The organism is Mesonia aestuariivivens (assembly GCF_019311235.1).
Taxonomy (GTDB): Bacteria; Bacteroidota; Bacteroidia; order Flavobacteriales; family Flavobacteriaceae; genus Mesonia; species Mesonia aestuariivivens.
In genome coordinates this window covers 1-16,916 of the sequence record NZ_JAHWDF010000025.1, presented here as the reverse complement: position 1 = coordinate 16,916, position 16,916 = coordinate 1, and the positions used below count along the sequence as shown (strand labels likewise).

Below are 16,916 nucleotides of genomic sequence, written 5' to 3'. Positions count from 1 at the left end.
AGAGAACAGAATAGGTGTAATACGGAGATTTTTCCCAAAGAAAACAGACCTGAGAAAAGTCTCAGAAAAAAGAATAAAAGAAGTTGAAAGATTACTAAATTACAGACCAATTAGAAAATTTAATTATTAAAACCCAATTGAAGTCCTAAAAAACAAATGTTTTGCACTTATGGGTTGAACTCAGCACTACCATGTCTACTTATAAAAGCAAAATAAAATTTATTCCTATTCAAAATTTTTAATTCTCGTTCTAATTCATAATTTCATAGAAAAATTTTATCTTACCTTCTTTAATTTTATTCTTGAATCCGTAGGTAATCAATCCCAATTTTAACCCTAACGCTTATTTTTCTTTACGCATTAAATTCTAATAAAGGTCTACCTTAGTAATCAAATGGAAACTATAGAACTCAAATTAAGAGAACGCATAAAAGAGCTTACCTGTTTGTACGAAATCTCTTCGATTATCGGTAATACAGATACAACTTCGTTACCCAATAGCCTGCAAGCAATTTTAAAAAGTTTAAAAAAAGCATTTCAATATCCTGAATTTACAGAAATAGCTATAAGCTATGATGATCATTATTTAGCTACGGGAAGTATGAACAATAAGCTTACTATTTCAAGTAGTATTCAGCTTTTTAATAAACATAAGGGAGCACTTACGGCGAGTTTAAAGGAAGAAAAAAGTTCATTTTTAAAAGAAGAAAAACAATTAATAGACAGCGTAGCCTTAAAAATTAGCAATCTGTTAGAACGAATTGAAATCAAAAAAAATGAAAATTCGTTAAGAAGACAAATTGAACGTACAGATCGTTTAAACATTTTAGGTGAAATTACAGCGGGTATTGCTCATGAGCTTAACACCCCATTAACCAATATATTAGGTTTTTCTGAATTACTTAAAGAAGAGCTCTCTAATAAAGATCATATTGCTAAAGATGTCGATAAAATTATTCAAAACGCTATTTATTCTAGAGAAGTCGTAAAAAAATTGATGTTTTTTGCTTGTGAAATGCCACAAGAACGCGAAATTATAGATATAGTGCCTACCATAAAAAGCGCTATAGATTTGCTAAAGCCAACGCTTCAAAAAAAAGAAATACAATGTATTGTAAAAACAGAAAATAAATTGTTTTTAAAAGCTGATGTATTACAACTAACTCAAGTAATTTTTAATTTGGTGATGAATGCAATTTATTTTACTCCTGAAAATGGTAAAATAATGCTGAGTGCTTTTAGAGAAAACACAACTATTGTTTTAAAAGTAATTGATGAAGGCATAGGGCTTAGCGAAGATGTTAAAGAAAAACTCTTCGAACCTTTTATCACGACTAAACCCATAGGTCAAGGTTCTGGTTTAGGCTTAAGTGTGGTTCATGGGATTGTCGCTAGCCATCAAGGAGAAATTACAGCAAAAAACAACACGCATAAAGGCGCAACGTTTCAAATTATACTACCTGTAAATTAATATGATGAAATTAAAAGAAAATATTTTAATCGTAGACGATGACCTCTCCATCTTAGAATTATTGCACCGGCACTTAAGCAATTGGGATTTTCATGTTTTTAAAGCCATATCGGTAAAAGAAGCGGTTAATATCTTAAAAGATACCAAAGTAGATCTGTTAATTACAGATTTAAAAATGCCACACATAGATGGTTTTGAGCTAGTTAGTTTCGTAAGCGAACATTACCCCCAAATACCAAAATTAATTGTAACAGGATATCCTTCTGTACAAGACTCTTTAAAAGCCATTAAAAATGGCGTAGCAGACTACCTTACCAAACCTTTTACCAAACAAGAACTCAAAGAAGCCATAGAGAAATCTATAAGTTCAAAAACCAATCCTTCTACAAAAACAAATCATCATAAAGACCCCGTAATCCCAAAAGAAATCATTGGTAAATCTAAAGGGATTAAAGAAATTTTTGAAATAATAGATCGCGTAAAGAATAATAAAGCTACTGTTTTTATAGAAGGAGAAAGTGGCACAGGAAAAGAACTTTTAGCCAGAGCAATTCATTACGAAGGAAAATTTTCTAAGCAACCTTTTATTGCGGTGAATTGCGGAGCCATACCTGAAAATTTATTAGAAGCAGAACTTTTTGGATATACCAAAGGAGCTTTTACTGGAGCAGAAACCAATAGAAATGGTTTTTTTCAAGCAGCCCATGGCGGAACCATTTTTTTAGATGAAATAGGAAATGCCCCTTTAGTCGTACAAAACCGATTATTAAGAGTACTTCAAGAAAAAGAAGTGGTAAAAGTAGGCGCTCAAAAACCCGAAAAGATAGATGTAAGAATTATTGCCGCTACCAATAGCAATTTAAAAGAAATGAGCAACAAAGGTCATTTTAGAGAAGACTTATATTATCGCTTGGTTGTAGTAGAAATTAAAGTACCACCATTACGCAATCGAAAGGCAGACATCCCTCTACTCATCGATAAATTTTTATTGAAATATGGACTAGAATATAAAGATAAGTTCATTAAGATTCATCCGCAAGCCTTAGAAATTTTAAAAAGGTATGATTGGCCTGGTAACATAAGAGAACTTGAAAATGTAATTCAGAGAGCGGTAATTTTATGCGATCAGACGATAGAGATACCTCATCTACCTGAACACTTAAAATACAAAATAGATTTTCCTGAAGATTCTTTAGTGAGTTTGAAGGAAATGGAAAAAAATTATATTCAAAAAGTTTTACGCGCTACCCAAAACAATAAAACCAAAGCCGCTGAAATTTTAGGTATTGATCGAAAAACTATCCGTATTAAACTCGATTTATAAAACTGGTTCAATAAGTATCAGCTGAAACTTTTCACCCCAGTCAAAAAAATAAACCTCTTTTTTATATCGAAATAAGTCACTGATAAACAGTGACTTATTTTTTTGTTCTTAATTTATTTTTTTATGGCACTGGTATTGAAATTAGTACTTCAAAATTAAAAAAGTACTATGATAAATTCTATTCATTCTATATGTAAAAGCTGTTTACATCAAAACTATTGTGTGCTCACCATGCATAAAGATCAAACTTTGTCTTGCAATGAATACGCTTTAGAAAATAGAAATCTATAAAAATAAGCTTATGAACGCAACCATAAACACCCCCAAAAAAACAGGAGAAAAAGTAGCTCAAGGAATGATGGAAAATGTCTTAGCGCAATTTAACAGCGCTGCTCATCACATTGATTTACATGGGGACATTCAAAAAATTTTAAAAATAACAAATAATGAAATTATCGTTCATTTTCCAGTAAAAATGGATAATGGATCGGTAGAAGTTTTTACAGGCTATCGTGTTCAGCATAATAATGCTTTGGGTCCTTACAAAGGCGGTTTACGGTACCATCCTACCGTAGATATAGATGCAGCAAGAGCTTTAGCCATGTGGATGACCTGGAAAACCTCTTTAACGGGTCTGCCCTTTGGCGGTGGTAAAGGTGGAATTCAATTGGACCCTACGAATTATTCAACTTCAGAATTAGAAAGAATTACCCGAAGATTCACCTATGCGCTAGGTGATAATATTGGACCTGAACACGATATTCCTGCTCCAGATGTAAACACCAACAGCCAAACTATGGCTTGGATGGCAGATACCTTTATGAGTACTAGGTTGCCCGCTAAACGTTCTCTTAATCAGCATGTGGTAACAGGCAAACCCGATGGAATTGGAGGACTTGAAGGTAGGGATCGGGCCACAGGGTACGGCGTTTTCTTAACGATTAAAAAATTTTTAGCCAAACAAAATCAAATTTTAAAAAACAAGACATTCATTGTACAAGGTTTTGGTAATGTTGGTTATTGGACTGCAAAGTTTTTAGAAGAAGAAGGAGCTCTTCTGGTGGCTGTTCAAGATGCCTCTGCAAGCTTATACAATCCAAACGGTATAGAGGTAGATTCGTTAAAAAATTATATTAGCATTAACGATAACAGCGTTGGTGGTTTTCCAAGAGCAGAAATAATTGATAAAGAAAATTTCTTCGCCTTAAATTGTGATCTCATTATACCGGCCGCATTAGGAAATCAAATTACAGAAGAAAATGCCTCAAAAATTCAAGCTAAATTAATCGCAGAAGGAGCCAATGGCCCTATTAATAATGAAGGAGAGAAAATACTATTAAGCAATAACATTAGTATTATTCCTGATATTCTATGCAATTCTGGCGGGGTGATCGCAAGTTATTTTGAATGGCTTCAAAATAGAAATGGAGAAGTTTGGCAATTAGAAGAAACCCTCACCAAACTCAACCATAAACTAGAAAAATCGTTTAATAAAGTGTATGCCTATGCGCAAGAAGAAAGTATCGATATGCGCAAAGCTGCTTATTGCATAGCGATTAAAAGAATAGAAAAAGCGTATATACAAAGAGGGATTTTCCCATAATATATTCATGATGAAGTACGGTAGTTACATTATTGAGAAAAAGGAGTATGTCTATTTAAAAAGATTACTTAACATTTCAGGATATGACCATACCCTAGCCCACAAGCTAGCTTTAGAAAAGTTAAAGCAAAAGCTAGAAGATGCGCTTATCGTAGATGAAACAGAAATGCCCTTAGACATTATCAGGATAAATAGCATTCTAAAAATTAGATCGCTGTCAACCACATCTACAATGCCTCTACAAATTGTTATTCCTATGGATGAACAGCTTAACAAACAGAAATTATCTGTGTTAAGTCCGTTACCCATTGCTTTAATAGGCTATTCTGAAGGCGACACCCTTCCACTGGTTTTTGCTAACAATAACGAAGAAAAATACATTATTGAGGAAGTTAACCAAGATATAAACGCAAATCAACTAGATATACCTATATAATTATGCATAAGGAGTTTAATCCTATTTTTTCACACGATGATGAACACGTCATTTCTCATAAAAAAAATAGTAATGAGTTAGACCACTGGATGGCTCATTTACTATTTATAGTTAAAGAAATGAATTACTTAAAAAAACTTTCTGAAAAAGAACTTACAGGAAAGGAGTATTATTTTCTAAAACTTGAATTGGAAAGAAAAAAGATAGAAAACAATAAACTAATTACAACTTTAGAAAAGTATATCAAAAGCAGGTCTATTTTAAATGAATGTGACGATATGGAATGTGATCGTTTATTTATCTATGAACACGAGATTTATAGAAAAAAATATGATCGTTTCATTTCAACCTATAGAACTACCAAAGAAATGCTATTTAATTTACTCACTTAAAATTAATAAGGTATCAAATTTAATAGTTTAAAATGAATAATAATAAAGCGCTATGCATAAAAAAAGATCTAATAGAGCTCCAACAATGGCAAAAAAGATTAGAAGAAAATCATAGAGAACTAGATTTTATGAATCGTATTCATAAACAAATTATTCAAGCATCTGAAATTACCTATGACTTACAACATGTGAGACGTAAAAACACTTTAGGCTTGGCGAGTTTATGTAAATATGAGCTTCAACTCCTAAAAGAGTTAGAGAATAGCTGCGGGATGTATGACATAAGCTTAGCTAAAAATCACGAAAAAAGAAGGGTTGAATTTATAACCACAGATCAGGTTTTTTTTGAGCTAAAAATAAAACTCTATGAAAAACTAAGTTGCTATAGTGTTCGATAAAAAGCAAAAAAATGAATTTTCGGAAATTTGCAATCATGATTATTTTGATAGGAGTTGCTATCATGTTATTGTTAAGTTGGATTGTTCCTGCTCCTATTTTTTGTGATTAGAAATGATGAAAAAACCACGAAACATTGCATGTATTTTAGATTATAGTTTTGTAACGCTATTAGTGTTTTCTTGCATACTGGTCAATAAAACCTTAGGTGCATGCTTAGCCATTATAGCTATTATAAGTTTAATTGAAATAAGCCTAACTGCTTATCAAAGAGGTATGGGCAATATGCTCAATTTTAGAACACACGCCTTTTTCAATATCATCATAGCTATTACACTAATCATTTGCACCTTATGGCTTACTGAAGTTTTATTTGATGCTCTTTTCCTTCTTATTATAGCACTTATTAAATTCTTATTTTATAGTGTGGTCCTCATTAAGAATCACACTATAAAATAAGAATCTTTATTTACAAATTAACCATCGTTTTATTAATTTTGCTTAATTCTATACAAACAACAATACTGTAAGCCAAAAAATTACGAAATGAACATTTAGAGTATAACGATAATCAAATTGTTACTCAGGTTATTTTAGAGACTTCATTTTCAAAAGAAATTAGAATTCTCTTAAAAAATGGACAAACCATGAAAGAGCATAAAGCTCCACTTCCTATTATCGTTCATATTTTAGAAGGAAATATAGATTTTGGAATAGAAGGTGAAATCAAATCGCTAAAAAAAAGGAGATGTAATTACTTTATAAGTTAATATTTATCATGATTTAACAGCAAAAGAAGACAGTATTGTTCGGTTAACCTTATCTAAAATGGATGATGCCGTAAGGGTAGAAAAAGCGGCTCGTAATTCTTAATTAAAGAAAGATAATTAATTGCTTAAAGCAACATCTAAAAGATTTGGCTTACACCCTAGCAAAAAAAACTTTAACCCCCTACTTCTTATACATCAACTACTTATTAACAATTCTAAATCAGCGAGAACAATCCTTACAAGTTCCAGATAACACACAATTTACACTAGCTACCTGATAGCCATTGGGCACTGAAAAATTAACCGACACCGGCAAACATTCAATGGTTTCACACTCGATGCACCTAAAATGAAAATGGTGACCACTTAAAACTTTATCATCACAATTTGCACAGACAGCAAAATATTGCTTCCCGTCTTCTGCAACAATTTTGTGCACCACCCCATCTTCACAAAAACGATTTAAAACACGATAAATAGTTGCGCGGTTAATGTTCTGAGTTATTTTTTGCTCAATAGTATCTCTACTCATTGCCTCTCCGGATTTCACGAGCAATTCTAATACGGCTTCTTTCGTTGGAGTATTTCGTCTTTCCATATAAATGCGATTATTTCGCAATAACTATTGCAAACCATTTGCAATAATATACTAATTACTTAGTTTTACAAAAAAAACCTTTATCACTCTTTGCAAAATAAAATAATATGAACAAAAAAGAATTTGAAGTGATCATCATAGGCGGAAGTTATGCTGGACTCTCTGCGGCCATGGCTTTAGGACGCTCTTTACGAAGTGTATTGATTATTGATAGTGGCAAACCTAGCAATAGCACAACTCCTCAAGCACATAATTTCATTACGCAAGATGGGGTTAAACCAAGTGCAATTGCTAAAAAGGCAAAAGAACAAGTTTTAAATTATCCTTCTATTAAATTTATAGACGATCTTGCAGTCGAAGGTAAAAAGACAACTTACGGTTTCGAAATTTTAACACAAAAAAACATACTAGTTCAAGCAAAAAAATTAATCTTCGCTACAGGCATAAAAGACATAATGCCTAATATTAAAGGGTTTTCAGCTTGTTGGGGTATCTCTGTCATTCATTGTCCGTATTGCCACGGCTACGAATTTAAAGGACAAAAAACAGGTATTATAGCGAATGGAAACAGAGCCGTTCATGTAGCTTCATTAGTTAACAACCTAACGGCTACTATTTCAATTCTCACTTCCGGAAAAAATGATTTTACGATTGAGCAAACTGAAAAATTGAAAAAAAACAACATAGAAGTAATTGAAGCTGAAATTTCAGAAATTGAACACGACAATGGTTATATTAAAAATGTAATCTTCAAAAATGGAGAAAAAATGAATTTTGCTGCCGTCTATGCTGCCATTCCATTTGAACAACATTCTGAAATTCCAATTTCTTTAGGGTGTGAGCTTACAGAAGAAGGCCATATTCAAGTAGATAATTTTCAAAAAACAAGTATGGAAGGAGTTTTTGCTTGTGGAGATAATTCTACCATGATGCGATCCGTTGCTATTGCTGTAGCGAATGGAAGCGTCGCAGGAGCAATGGTAAATATGGAGTTAATACAAGAGAATTTTTAAACCAGCACCCTAATCACCTATATAAAAATAGCGGTTAGTATATTGAATTTTATATAATCAAACAGAAAACATGAAGCTAAAACCGTTATTTTTAGATATAAATGCTCATTCACTAACATGTTAAATCAAATAAATTAAAAACAAGTGTTTCGTAAATTAAAAGAAAATATAAATAACTCAATCAATTTACAAGAAAGTGAGTGGGCTATGCTACAGCAAAAATTCACTCCCAGAAAAATACTAAAAAATCAGTTTTTTATTCGTGCGGGAGATTCTTCTAATTTTGAAGCTTTTGTAACCAAAGGATTTTTCCAAATATATCATATTAATGATAAAGGCAATAAACATGTAATTTATTTTGCTCCTGAAAATTATTGGCTCATCGACCCCAGTAGTTTTAATCATCAAAAAGCTTCTCGTTTATACATTCAAGCCATTGAAGATAGCGAAATTTTAACGCTAACTCTGCAAGACAAAAATGAACTCTTAGATAAAATTCCGAAGTTAGAAAAGTATTACAGACTATTATTAGAATCTGTATATGAGCATTCTCACGATGGTATGATTAGTCGTTCAGGAAAAACAGCAAAAGAGAAATACATTCATTTCATTAAAGAAAATAAACATCTAAAAAATAGACTCTCTAACGTTAATATTGCTAACTATCTTGATTTAACTCCAGAAATTATTAGCAGGGTACGTAAAGAATTTTATACCGAAAAACAATAAACCAGATCAATGTTTTAACGCTCTTAATTTTTGAAATTTGCAGCTCATAAAAAATAAATGATGCAAAAAATAAAACTTTTCTCTCCCATACTTCTACTATTACTCACTATTGTTGGTTCGATCACCTTTTTCTTTACTTGGGTTAACTTAGGTTTTTCATCTCAGTTTTTAAGCGAATGGTTTACCTCATTAGTCATTGGTTTATTCGTTTTTTCACCTTTAGGGATGCTGAGTACCTTATTAATCACAAAATTAGTATCGCTATTCTTAAAGAAAGATTCTCTCCCAAAAAAAATTTTAATAGGCGCTTTAATAGGCTGTACCATGGAGTTTTTCATTTCTTTTATTGTAGTTACTATTAATTTTGGATTTACCCCATCTTTCATAAATCAATGGCTGAGTGCTTTTTTAAAATCTGTACCTATAGGTATTTGTTTAGGGCTACTCATTTCTTTTCTAATAAAACCCTGGATTTTCAATCGTATTCAAACGTTTAAAGAAAATAAACAAGTTGCTTAACAAGATGAAAAAAACAAATCAATATAAATTGAAGTTAACACAGGTGAAGACGGTTAAGCCTGATGACTACCAAGCTAAATCGCTAACAGTAGAAGTTGAAAATCACGATGAAATTTTTCGAATTATTGATCTTGTTAAAGAGAAAAATCTATTTGAAAATGAGAATCAATCTATTGAATTTGCCCTTGGTTTAAAACTGTTTACAGAAGTAATGCTCAAAAACAGAACCCATGAGCTATTCACTGAGCTTTCACCAGAAATAAAAAAGTTTATGAAAAAATTAAAAAACAGTTAATTTCAAGCATAAAAGAGGTTAACTTTATGGCATAAATTTCTATACCGAGAAGTAAAAATGTAAATCTCTTATGTTCGATATTCTTTTTAAACACCTTCAAAAGAAAGTGGAGTTAACCGCTCGCGACAAAAAAGAAATACCAACATTCTTCGAACCTAAAAAATTACGTAAAAAAGAACTTTTACTTCATCAAGGCGATTCTTGTAAGTACCTTAGCTTTGTTTCCAAAGGAATTATCAAATCCTACACCATAGATGAAAAAGGGCAAGAGCACATTAGTCTCATTGCCTGGGAAGGTTGGTGGGTTTCAGACTTTAGTAGTTTTATTTGCAAAGAAAAAGCTGTACTTTCCATCGATGCCATTGAAGACAGCGAACTCCTCTTAATCTCCAAAACCAATTATGACAAATTATTGGTAGAAGTACCTCGTATGGAACGCTATTTTAGAATTTTATATCAAAACAGCTTAATCACTAAAGACCGAAGACTTATCAGTTCCAATTCTTATACTGCGGAAGAAAAATACCAAGAGTTTATAGAAATGTATCCCCAAATGAGTCAACGTATTCCCCAAACGCTAATCGCTTCTTACCTTGGGCTCACACCAGAAACCATTAGCCGAATAAAAAAGAACTTACCCTCAGCCTAAGTAATGTACCTCAATTTTGATTCTTGATGCACATCAATGCACAACAGTAAAATTCAATATAGCTTTGTAACAAAGAAAAAGAATACTTATGAAAAATAGTGCATTAATAGTTGGAGCAAGCGGAATTGCAGGAAATAACCTTGCCCAAGAATTACTCGAAAATAAGTGGACCACCTATGGCATTACACGAAGCTCTGAGGTAAACCTTAAAGGATTAAAAAACATCAAGGCAGATTTGCTAGATCCCAAAGCTTTAGAAAAAGCCTTAAAAGACATAGAACCTACACACGTATTTTTTACCGCCTGGATTTTAAAAGATTCAGAGGAAGAAAATATTAAAGTGAATAGCAAGATTGTTCGAAACTTGTTAGACGTGCTATCTCCTAAAAAATCGGTAAAACACGTTGCTTTAGTAACCGGACTTAAACATTATTTAGGGCCTTTTGAAAATTATGCAAAAGCAGGATTTTCACCAGAAACTCCCGTAAGAACAGAACATCCAAGATTAGCATTAAAGAATTTCTATTATGCACAAGAAGATGAAGTATATGAAGCTTCTAAACGCGATGGATTTACTTGGAGTATACACCGTGCGCATACGATGATTGGGCAAGCGGTTGGTAACTTGATGAATATGGGAACCACCTTAGCCGTTTACGCCAGTATTTGTAAAGAACACGGAACGCCTTTTATTTGGCCAGGTTCAGAAGCGCAATGGAATGGAATTTCAGATGTTACCGATGCAAGCATTTTAGCCAAGCAATTTATATGGGCAGCCACTACCCCAGCAGCAGAAAATGAAGCCTTTAATATTGTAAATGGCGATGTATTTCGATGGAGCTGGTTGTGGAAAGAAATAGCAAATTATTTTGGTATTGAATACCAAGGCTATGTTGAAAACAACAAAACGCTTGAAGAAATGATGCAGAATGATGAAGCAATTTGGAAACAGATGTCAGAGCAACATAAATTAGTTGAATCTGAATTAAAAAAGTTAGCTTCTCCTTGGCATACCGATTTAGATTTAGGAAGACCCATAGAGGTCATGACAAATATGGCTAAAAGCCGCCAATTAGGTTTTAAAGAATATCACGACACAAGAGAATCATTCTTTAATTTATTTACAAAATTAAAAGAGCAGAAAATAATACCTGCTTAAAATTAAGATTAAATTAGCTGAGATGATATAAATACACTAGCAGTTTAAATTATACATAAACCGCTAGTGTATTTTAATAGGTTATTATTTAGAAGTGAGTGCTTATTTCACGGTTACTGTGCTTAACTTAGCAACAAGTTAAAAAACACCGAAACTAACAAAATAAAAATCAGAAATAAAAAGTTGGAAAACCAAAAATCTTACGAAAACTTATTTGTACGGAGTAAGAAGTGCAATCCCTCTTGCTAATGAGTAAATTCAAATTTTACTGCGAATGATTAAACATTTTAAACCTAACGTAAATTCATATATAGATTTGGGATATGGAGACGGAGTTTTAGGAAAAACTATGTACACAAATTGGATTGAATCAAACGTGCTCTTTCAACAAAAAGTATGACAATTTTTTTAATACCTACGCTACATTTTTAAATTGATAAAATTCTTGCTCTACTTTCATAAAGAGTTTTATACCCTAAAAAGAGTGTCATCGTTTCCTGTTATACCATATTTCGATGTACTCAAAAATAGCAGTTTTAGCCTGCGCTGTAGTTTTAAAATCATCCTCATAAATAAGTTTTACCTTTATAATTTTAAAAAAAGATTCAGCTAAAGAATTATCCCAGCAATTACCTTTTCTGCTCATAGATTGGGTAACCAAAGGGTTAGATTTAATAAATGTTCTAAATGTTGTTGAGGCATATTGTATTCCTCTATCTGAATAAAAAAATTAACCCATATTTATCTTTTACTTACTTACAGCCATTTTCCAAGCGGGTATAATAGTTTTATTGGTTTGAATATGAGTAATATCGCTAAACCAAGCAGCATTTAACCTGCTAGGGGTAAAGTTTCTGTTCAATAAATTTCTGTAAACCGGATATTTTTAATTGAATTCTGTGGTAGCCTTAAACTTCTTTTTGTGTTTGCTTAACCAATGATTCACTTTCATAATTTTAGCCGCTCTGCATCTAGATATAGAGTGTTCTTTCCGCTTTAGCTGTTCCGCTATCCTTGTGGAGCCATAGCGTTGTTTACTCAAATTATTTTTTTTTAAATCTTTGAACAGACTATGTTCCGTTGCCCGTTTTGACGGACCAGAGGTATACACTTATAAAAACTGCTCGTACTTTTTTTTAAAAATTCGCATATCTTTTCGATGAAGTATAAATGCCTGTAACTGGCTATAAATCCATAGACTTCCTATCGCTCTTGGAAAAGATGTGCACGGCCTTTTTAATAGTTCAAGTTCTTTTCTTTAAGAGCTTTTCGAAGTCTTTTCAGTTCTAAAGTATCATCAGGTAGTAGTTTTCTGACTTAGGTGATGTCTTTGTTGGCTGCCTTGCACCATTTATAAATCCTTTGGAGCTCTATGCTCAGCTCGTCCGCCAACGCCTTTATGTTCTTTCGCTCTGCTCAATTAATCGTACTGCCCACTCCTTTAATTCAGGAGCTATAATCTCGTTTTTTCATGTTTTAAGATATTTGTTTTCTAACAAAAAGTCTTAAATTTTATGTCCGTGTAAAGCTAACAACTCCACAACGTTTATAACTAATGGTAGGTAAGTGCCTGCCAGTATGGTTTGTAACTAGGTGGTAAAGTTCATGCATAGTCGATAGGAAGGCGCTCCAAAATCGCCACAAGCCATATACAAACCGTTGTGCATAATATTAAAAAATGGTATCGAATTTATACTAATTTTTGTAAAATATATGTGTCCAAATAGATCTTGAAAGCCTAAAATTTAATGTACTCGATAAAACGGAAATTATAATGATAATAAAAAATACATTAAGCGGCGATAAATCAACCAAATACCAAAATAAAACAAGGCTTGCAATCATTTCTGCCGCTCCTAGTGCATAACTTACAAACATAGCACCAAAAAAGAAACCCGTTTCTTTTTCAAATTTATAATCACATTTTTCACAGCGTTTATTCATTTCGGGCATTTTAAATAGAAAAATATTTCCCTTTTTATTGAACATATTCCCTTTACCACAATTTGGACATTTACATTTTAAAATATTTAAAACTTTACTCATGATCTAATATTTTTATCTAAACAAAATTATTAAGTTAAGTAACAAGTGACGTTATATTTTTATCGCCTATTTTTGTAATATTAGGACATACTTTATGAAAACTCCAATACTAAACATCAATCAATTTCAAGAGACAATATCATCAAATGATTTCTATATTAATTCATTTTCTAATCATTTACTTCTAAATAAAAATTTGATTTCAACACCTCACAAGCATAATTTTTATTTATGTGTTCTATTTACAGAAGGAACAGGTACCCACGAAATTGATTTTAATTCTTACAAAATAGAACCCGGTAATGTTTTCTTTTTAAGGCCTGGTCAAACACATTTCTGGAAATTTGACACCCCACCAGAAGGCTTTATTTTCTTTCACTCCCGAGAATTTTATGAATTACAATTTTTGAAGCATAAGCTTAACGAATTTCCTTTTTATTATTCTTTTCAAAATCCACCATTATTAAAGTTATCTACAAAAAAAACAAATATTTTAAGCCAACTTTTTGATGAAATATACAATGAATATCTACAATTACAACCTTTTAAAAAATTAAAGATAATTAATTTAATAACTTTGATTTATATAGAATTTTCGAAAAATTACACCAATAATATTGAACATAAAAAACTGTTTCCTTCAAGTTATTTAAATATCCTTGAAAATCTTATTGTTTTAATAAATGAAAATTTTAAAAATGAGAAATTACCAAAATTCTATGCAAATCGTTTGAACATAACTACTAAACATCTCAATCGAGTCATAAAAGAAACTATAAATAAAACTACTTCTGAATTGATCTCCGAAAGGATAATTCTAGAAGCTAAAAGATTAATTGTTCATTCTAATGAAAGTTTGACAGCTATTTCTTACAATTTAGAATTTGCCGAGTATTCATACTTTTCTAAATTTTTTAAATTAAAGACTGGTTCAACACCTATGAATTTCAGAAAAAAATATAGGAATAAATAAATACGATGTCCAACAAAGTACCTTGGTAAAAGCAAGTAAAAACTCATTCATTTCTCACTAAAGTACTTCTATGAGAATCTATCGTATACAAGACTTGATTTGGCTATGGCAAAAGCATGTTTTAAAAGCCTTGCAGCTCGGCATTCAACACCAATTTCACGAAAGAAACTAATTGTAATTCATTCGTGAGAGCTTAACTGCTAGTCACTACTTTTTAACATCTTACGTTTTCATAAAAAAACCGACTTTTCAGCCGGTTTTATGATCAGTCATTTTCGTGTTTTCGAAAAAGTAATTTAAGCATATAAGAAACCACAAAACTTGCCAAAGCACCAATAACGGCCAAGACCAGCGTTCTGTAAATTTCATCAAGATTAATAAAAGGAAATATGCTTATTAAGGTGCCTCCTAAGGTTCCCGAATACACTGAACTATTGGTCGACACCTGCAGATAATTTTTTTTCATCTTTGGTCAATTGGCTTACGCTAGATATAGCTCCACCTGCAACAGCCATATAACCTGCTACTGTTGTTACCAATGTTGGTAAACTTAGAGGTGCGGTTAATAAAACCCCTCCTACACTTCCGAGAACTAAGCCTATATTTCTTACAATTTTAAAAAATTTAGGTGTGGGTGCTTTGATACGTTTATGAATACTCATCTTTGTTTAAATTAAAGAACACCTATTTTACTTATCATTATTAATTTCAATAAAATAGGCGTTCTTGGATTATTGAATGGTTAATGTGACGACTTCTCGTTTAGCAAAGTGCGCATAAGTAACCTGTTTTAACTTATGAAATGCTATACGAGACTGTATGCCCTTCCCAGGAGCCGTTAAGGTCGAAACCGGCGCTATACAGCCTCTTAATTCTTTAAGAGCATTATTAGCCGGATGAAAAAGAATAAAGCTTCGTTTAGGCACCTCTTTGATCAACAAATGCCAGCCAAACTTTTTGCTGAAGCGTTTTTCTAAATTGTATGTCCCTTTAGGAATACAAGAGATCTGAGCTTGATTTTCTTTCCAAGGTAACTCTATGGTATAACATAATAAATTACCCTGGTAAAAAAGTTCGCCAGTACACCCTTGTGCATGATACGATCTTTTTAAAAGTAATTCCATTAGACCTGATCTACAAAACTTACCGCTAAGGCATTAAAAGCTCCATTTTTAAGCGGATACATTTCTCCATTCACTTCTTGAAAATACGCTACTCCAATAATGCCAATAATGGGTAAGTTAGCGTTTTCTGTTAAATTGGAGACCAATGTACTTCCCGCCTGTAAACTACTATTATGCGCAATAATGGGTGTTTCTGACTTAGAAAAATTAAAGCTCGAATCTTCAAAATTTAATTCGACGCCAGCCATCGCTAAACGAAAATGAGAGGTTCCTTTAGGCGCCGCTATTCTTACTGAAGGCTGATAAGCTGGCAAACTCACTGTTAACGTCCCTGCAGAACGATCTAATGAAGTTTCAAAAGGCACATATAAACTGGTGCCTAATTTTGCGTTTTGATTAAACTCAAAACCGTTGAGTAACTGAAAATTTCCTGCCTCCACTTGTCGCTCACCTCTGGGGTGAAGCTGATCAGTTTTGACAATAGCCAGTAATAAACGTGTTAAACGAGCCACGCAACGTTTGTCTTTTGCGTTTTGCAAAAGTACCTGTATCGCATTTCTTAGTAAACGACCTGCTTTTCCTGCAGTAGCGAATTCTGCATTATTTTCACGTGTACGTTGAAAAACAGGGTCGTTAGCGATGCGCTGAGCACTTACCCCACCTTTTTCACGGGCCAAATACCCGTCGCTGGTTTTGTAAAACGAAATCCCTCCTAGGCTTCCTTTCAATTTGATAATCCCTGATTGTTGAGCCATAATCTTAAAATTTATGAAATTAATGATAAGAATGATTATAGGTTCATTCTTTCAAACCTTATAAACCTTGTGATGCATCGTGTAAAAGATTTACAAGTCAAAGGTGTGAAGGTTATGGCTTTTTATTTCACAAGTTGGGGACGAATGGGGATGTTTTTAACAGATTAAGGAAGGAATAATTTTGAATTTTAAATGATGAATTCTGAATGAGTCGTAATGAACTTTCAAACTCAAGTCTCTAGTTTCTCACTCCTATTGAATGCTCTTTTCTTTTACTCATTCACTTTACTATTACTTAAGTATTCGTGAATCTCCAAAAGTCGATTTCCATTGCCGAAAAGACATCGACCCTAGGAGATGCACGAACTCCCAGAAAATAATAGCGCGTGAGCTAAACAAAAGTCTAGGCTTATTTTAGCCTTCTTGAAAACGACATAAAAGCTTTATCCTGCGTATAGCAATCGCTTCGCTAGGCTATACTCCTCTGCCTGCGCTGCTGCTTTTATTTGTTTTGCTACGAAAACTAAAAATAGACCGATTTTTTTAACTACAGAAAGCTTTTTTTCACTTCTAATCTCTAATCTCTATCCTCACTGTCAATTCAAGATTTATCATTCAAAATTAAAAATCCAACATTCAAAATCATGCTTCTTGTTTCTTGTTT

At 32.5% G+C, this 16,916-nt stretch carries 22 protein-coding genes and 1 pseudogene; 16 read left to right on the top strand and 7 right to left on the bottom strand.

Going from position 1 to position 16,916, the window contains the following annotated elements; all coding sequences use genetic code 11:
• The 8 genes and pseudogenes from KW502_RS15720 to KW502_RS15685 form a co-directional block, all read left to right on the top strand.
• Positions 1-130 (top strand): annotated as a pseudogene (locus KW502_RS15720) (IS30 family transposase); the annotation flags it as partial.
• A 264-nt stretch (positions 131-394) separates the two neighbouring features.
• The gene (locus tag KW502_RS14620; protein ID WP_219041299.1) at positions 395-1,471 is read left to right on the top strand and encodes a sensor histidine kinase; all 1,077 of its coding nucleotides are present in this window, start codon (positions 395-397) and stop codon (positions 1,469-1,471) included.
• A gap of 1 nt (position 1,472) precedes the next feature.
• On the top strand, positions 1,473-2,795 hold the full coding sequence (locus KW502_RS14615; protein ID WP_219041298.1) for a sigma-54-dependent transcriptional regulator: 1,323 nt from the start codon (positions 1,473-1,475) through the stop codon (positions 2,793-2,795).
• A gap of 301 nt (positions 2,796-3,096) precedes the next feature.
• Positions 3,097-4,398, top strand: coding sequence for a Glu/Leu/Phe/Val family dehydrogenase (locus KW502_RS14610; protein WP_219041297.1), 1,302 nt, complete (start codon positions 3,097-3,099; stop codon positions 4,396-4,398).
• 7 nt (positions 4,399-4,405) lie between these two features.
• Positions 4,406-4,834, top strand: coding sequence for a GreA/GreB family elongation factor (locus tag KW502_RS14605; RefSeq protein WP_255554272.1), 429 nt, complete (start codon positions 4,406-4,408; stop codon positions 4,832-4,834).
• 2 nt (positions 4,835-4,836) lie between these two features.
• Positions 4,837-5,226 (top strand): hypothetical protein, encoded by a 390-nt coding sequence (locus KW502_RS14600; protein WP_219041296.1) that lies wholly within the window; start codon positions 4,837-4,839, stop codon positions 5,224-5,226.
• A 32-nt stretch (positions 5,227-5,258) separates the two neighbouring features.
• On the top strand, positions 5,259-5,624 hold the full coding sequence (locus KW502_RS14595) for a hypothetical protein (protein WP_219041295.1): 366 nt from the start codon (positions 5,259-5,261) through the stop codon (positions 5,622-5,624).
• Positions 5,625-6,269: 645 nt separating this feature from the next.
• Complete coding sequence (locus KW502_RS15685; protein ID WP_369412540.1) at positions 6,270-6,392, top strand: cupin domain-containing protein; 123 nt, start codon at positions 6,270-6,272, stop codon at positions 6,390-6,392.
• Between the two features lie 220 nt (positions 6,393-6,612).
• Here KW502_RS15685 and KW502_RS14585 read toward each other — a convergent pair whose 3' ends face one another.
• Positions 6,613-6,990: a Fur family transcriptional regulator gene (locus KW502_RS14585; RefSeq protein ID WP_219041300.1), complete on the bottom strand. Its 378-nt coding sequence runs from the start codon at positions 6,988-6,990 to the stop codon at positions 6,613-6,615.
• A 107-nt stretch (positions 6,991-7,097) separates the two neighbouring features.
• On the opposite strand from KW502_RS14585, the gene KW502_RS14580 reads away from it, so the two are divergent.
• From KW502_RS14580 to KW502_RS15500, 7 genes are all read left to right on the top strand, one after another.
• Positions 7,098-8,003 carry an NAD(P)/FAD-dependent oxidoreductase gene (locus tag KW502_RS14580; protein ID WP_219041294.1) on the top strand — a complete coding sequence of 302 codons (906 nt, stop codon included), beginning with the start codon at positions 7,098-7,100 and terminating at the stop codon, positions 8,001-8,003.
• A 144-nt stretch (positions 8,004-8,147) separates the two neighbouring features.
• Positions 8,148-8,732: a Crp/Fnr family transcriptional regulator gene (locus KW502_RS14575; RefSeq protein WP_219041293.1), complete on the top strand. Its 585-nt coding sequence runs from the start codon at positions 8,148-8,150 to the stop codon at positions 8,730-8,732.
• 60 nt (positions 8,733-8,792) lie between these two features.
• Positions 8,793-9,251 carry a DUF2798 domain-containing protein gene (locus KW502_RS14570; protein WP_219041292.1) on the top strand — a complete coding sequence of 153 codons (459 nt, stop codon included), beginning with the start codon at positions 8,793-8,795 and terminating at the stop codon, positions 9,249-9,251.
• A gap of 4 nt (positions 9,252-9,255) precedes the next feature.
• Entirely contained in the window at positions 9,256-9,546 is a 291-nt protein-coding gene (locus KW502_RS14565; RefSeq protein WP_219041291.1) for a DUF3861 family protein, read from the top strand.
• A gap of 70 nt (positions 9,547-9,616) precedes the next feature.
• Positions 9,617-10,195, top strand: coding sequence for a Crp/Fnr family transcriptional regulator (locus KW502_RS14560; RefSeq protein WP_219041290.1), 579 nt, complete (start codon positions 9,617-9,619; stop codon positions 10,193-10,195).
• A gap of 88 nt (positions 10,196-10,283) precedes the next feature.
• Positions 10,284-11,354: an SDR family oxidoreductase gene (locus tag KW502_RS14555; protein ID WP_219041289.1), complete on the top strand. Its 1,071-nt coding sequence runs from the start codon at positions 10,284-10,286 to the stop codon at positions 11,352-11,354.
• 274 nt (positions 11,355-11,628) lie between these two features.
• A complete protein-coding gene (locus tag KW502_RS15500; RefSeq protein WP_255554271.1) occupies positions 11,629-11,754 on the top strand; it encodes a hypothetical protein in 126 nt (41 codons plus the stop codon).
• 87 nt (positions 11,755-11,841) lie between these two features.
• On the opposite strand, the gene KW502_RS15680 is transcribed toward KW502_RS15500, so the two are convergent.
• The 3 genes from KW502_RS15680 to KW502_RS14540 all read right to left on the bottom strand — a co-directional run bounded on the left by KW502_RS15680 (position 11,842) and on the right by KW502_RS14540 (position 13,400).
• A complete protein-coding gene (locus tag KW502_RS15680) occupies positions 11,842-12,000 on the bottom strand; it encodes an IS3 family transposase (protein ID WP_369412541.1) in 159 nt (52 codons plus the stop codon).
• Between the two features lie 240 nt (positions 12,001-12,240).
• Positions 12,241-12,465 (bottom strand): IS3 family transposase, encoded by a 225-nt coding sequence (locus KW502_RS15675; protein ID WP_369412539.1) that lies wholly within the window; start codon positions 12,463-12,465, stop codon positions 12,241-12,243.
• A gap of 584 nt (positions 12,466-13,049) precedes the next feature.
• Positions 13,050-13,400, bottom strand: coding sequence for a DUF983 domain-containing protein (locus tag KW502_RS14540; protein ID WP_219041286.1), 351 nt, complete (start codon positions 13,398-13,400; stop codon positions 13,050-13,052).
• Between the two features lie 94 nt (positions 13,401-13,494).
• Between KW502_RS14540 and KW502_RS14535 the strand changes: the two genes are divergently transcribed.
• Complete coding sequence (locus tag KW502_RS14535; RefSeq protein WP_219041285.1) at positions 13,495-14,373, top strand: AraC family transcriptional regulator; 879 nt, start codon at positions 13,495-13,497, stop codon at positions 14,371-14,373.
• 431 nt (positions 14,374-14,804) lie between these two features.
• Here the strand turns inward: KW502_RS14535 and KW502_RS14530 are convergent, their stop codons facing one another.
• From KW502_RS14530 to KW502_RS14520, 3 genes are all read right to left on the bottom strand, one after another.
• Positions 14,805-15,035 carry a hypothetical protein gene (locus KW502_RS14530; protein WP_219041284.1) on the bottom strand — a complete coding sequence of 77 codons (231 nt, stop codon included), beginning with the start codon at positions 15,033-15,035 and terminating at the stop codon, positions 14,805-14,807.
• 69 nt (positions 15,036-15,104) lie between these two features.
• A complete protein-coding gene (locus tag KW502_RS14525; protein WP_219041283.1) occupies positions 15,105-15,497 on the bottom strand; it encodes a DUF5675 family protein in 393 nt (130 codons plus the stop codon).
• Positions 15,497-16,252, bottom strand: a complete 756-nt coding sequence (locus tag KW502_RS14520) for a hypothetical protein (protein WP_219041282.1) — start codon at positions 16,250-16,252, stop codon at positions 15,497-15,499. The genes KW502_RS14525 and KW502_RS14520 overlap by 1 nt, the downstream gene beginning before the upstream one ends.
• Positions 16,253-16,916: the final 664 nt, after the last annotated feature.

Excerpts from the sequence above, each read along its gene's own strand:
- KW502_RS14610 (WP_219041297.1), top strand. The coding sequence starts at position 3,097 with ATGAACGCAACCATAAACACCCCCAAAAAAACAGGAGAAAAAGTAGCT.
- KW502_RS14555 (WP_219041289.1), top strand. The coding sequence starts at position 10,284 with ATGAAAAATAGTGCATTAATAGTTGGAGCAAGCGGAATTGCAGGAAAT.
- KW502_RS14605 (WP_255554272.1), top strand. The coding sequence starts at position 4,406 with ATGATGAAGTACGGTAGTTACATTATTGAGAAAAAGGAGTATGTCTAT.
- KW502_RS14615 (WP_219041298.1), top strand. The coding sequence starts at position 1,473 with ATGATGAAATTAAAAGAAAATATTTTAATCGTAGACGATGACCTCTCC.
- KW502_RS14570 (WP_219041292.1), top strand. The coding sequence starts at position 8,793 with ATGCAAAAAATAAAACTTTTCTCTCCCATACTTCTACTATTACTCACT.
- KW502_RS14580 (WP_219041294.1), top strand. The coding sequence starts at position 7,098 with ATGAACAAAAAAGAATTTGAAGTGATCATCATAGGCGGAAGTTATGCT.
- KW502_RS14540 (WP_219041286.1), bottom strand. The coding sequence starts at position 13,400 with ATGAGTAAAGTTTTAAATATTTTAAAATGTAAATGTCCAAATTGTGGT.
- KW502_RS14560 (WP_219041290.1), top strand. The coding sequence starts at position 9,617 with ATGTTCGATATTCTTTTTAAACACCTTCAAAAGAAAGTGGAGTTAACC.
- KW502_RS14600 (WP_219041296.1), top strand. The coding sequence starts at position 4,837 with ATGCATAAGGAGTTTAATCCTATTTTTTCACACGATGATGAACACGTC.
- KW502_RS14520 (WP_219041282.1), bottom strand. The coding sequence starts at position 16,252 with ATGGCTCAACAATCAGGGATTATCAAATTGAAAGGAAGCCTAGGAGGG.
- KW502_RS15685 (WP_369412540.1), top strand. The coding sequence starts at position 6,270 with ATGAAAGAGCATAAAGCTCCACTTCCTATTATCGTTCATATTTTAGAA.
- KW502_RS15680 (WP_369412541.1), bottom strand. The coding sequence starts at position 12,000 with ATGAGCAGAAAAGGTAATTGCTGGGATAATTCTTTAGCTGAATCTTTT.
- KW502_RS14525 (WP_219041283.1), bottom strand. The coding sequence starts at position 15,497 with ATGGAATTACTTTTAAAAAGATCGTATCATGCACAAGGGTGTACTGGC.
- KW502_RS14565 (WP_219041291.1), top strand. The coding sequence starts at position 9,256 with ATGAAAAAAACAAATCAATATAAATTGAAGTTAACACAGGTGAAGACG.
- KW502_RS15500 (WP_255554271.1), top strand. The coding sequence starts at position 11,629 with ATGATTAAACATTTTAAACCTAACGTAAATTCATATATAGATTTGGGA.
- KW502_RS14530 (WP_219041284.1), bottom strand. The coding sequence starts at position 15,035 with ATGAGTATTCATAAACGTATCAAAGCACCCACACCTAAATTTTTTAAA.
- KW502_RS14535 (WP_219041285.1), top strand. The coding sequence starts at position 13,495 with ATGAAAACTCCAATACTAAACATCAATCAATTTCAAGAGACAATATCA.
- KW502_RS14585 (WP_219041300.1), bottom strand. The coding sequence starts at position 6,990 with ATGGAAAGACGAAATACTCCAACGAAAGAAGCCGTATTAGAATTGCTC.
- KW502_RS14620 (WP_219041299.1), top strand. The coding sequence starts at position 395 with ATGGAAACTATAGAACTCAAATTAAGAGAACGCATAAAAGAGCTTACC.
- KW502_RS14595 (WP_219041295.1), top strand. The coding sequence starts at position 5,259 with ATGAATAATAATAAAGCGCTATGCATAAAAAAAGATCTAATAGAGCTC.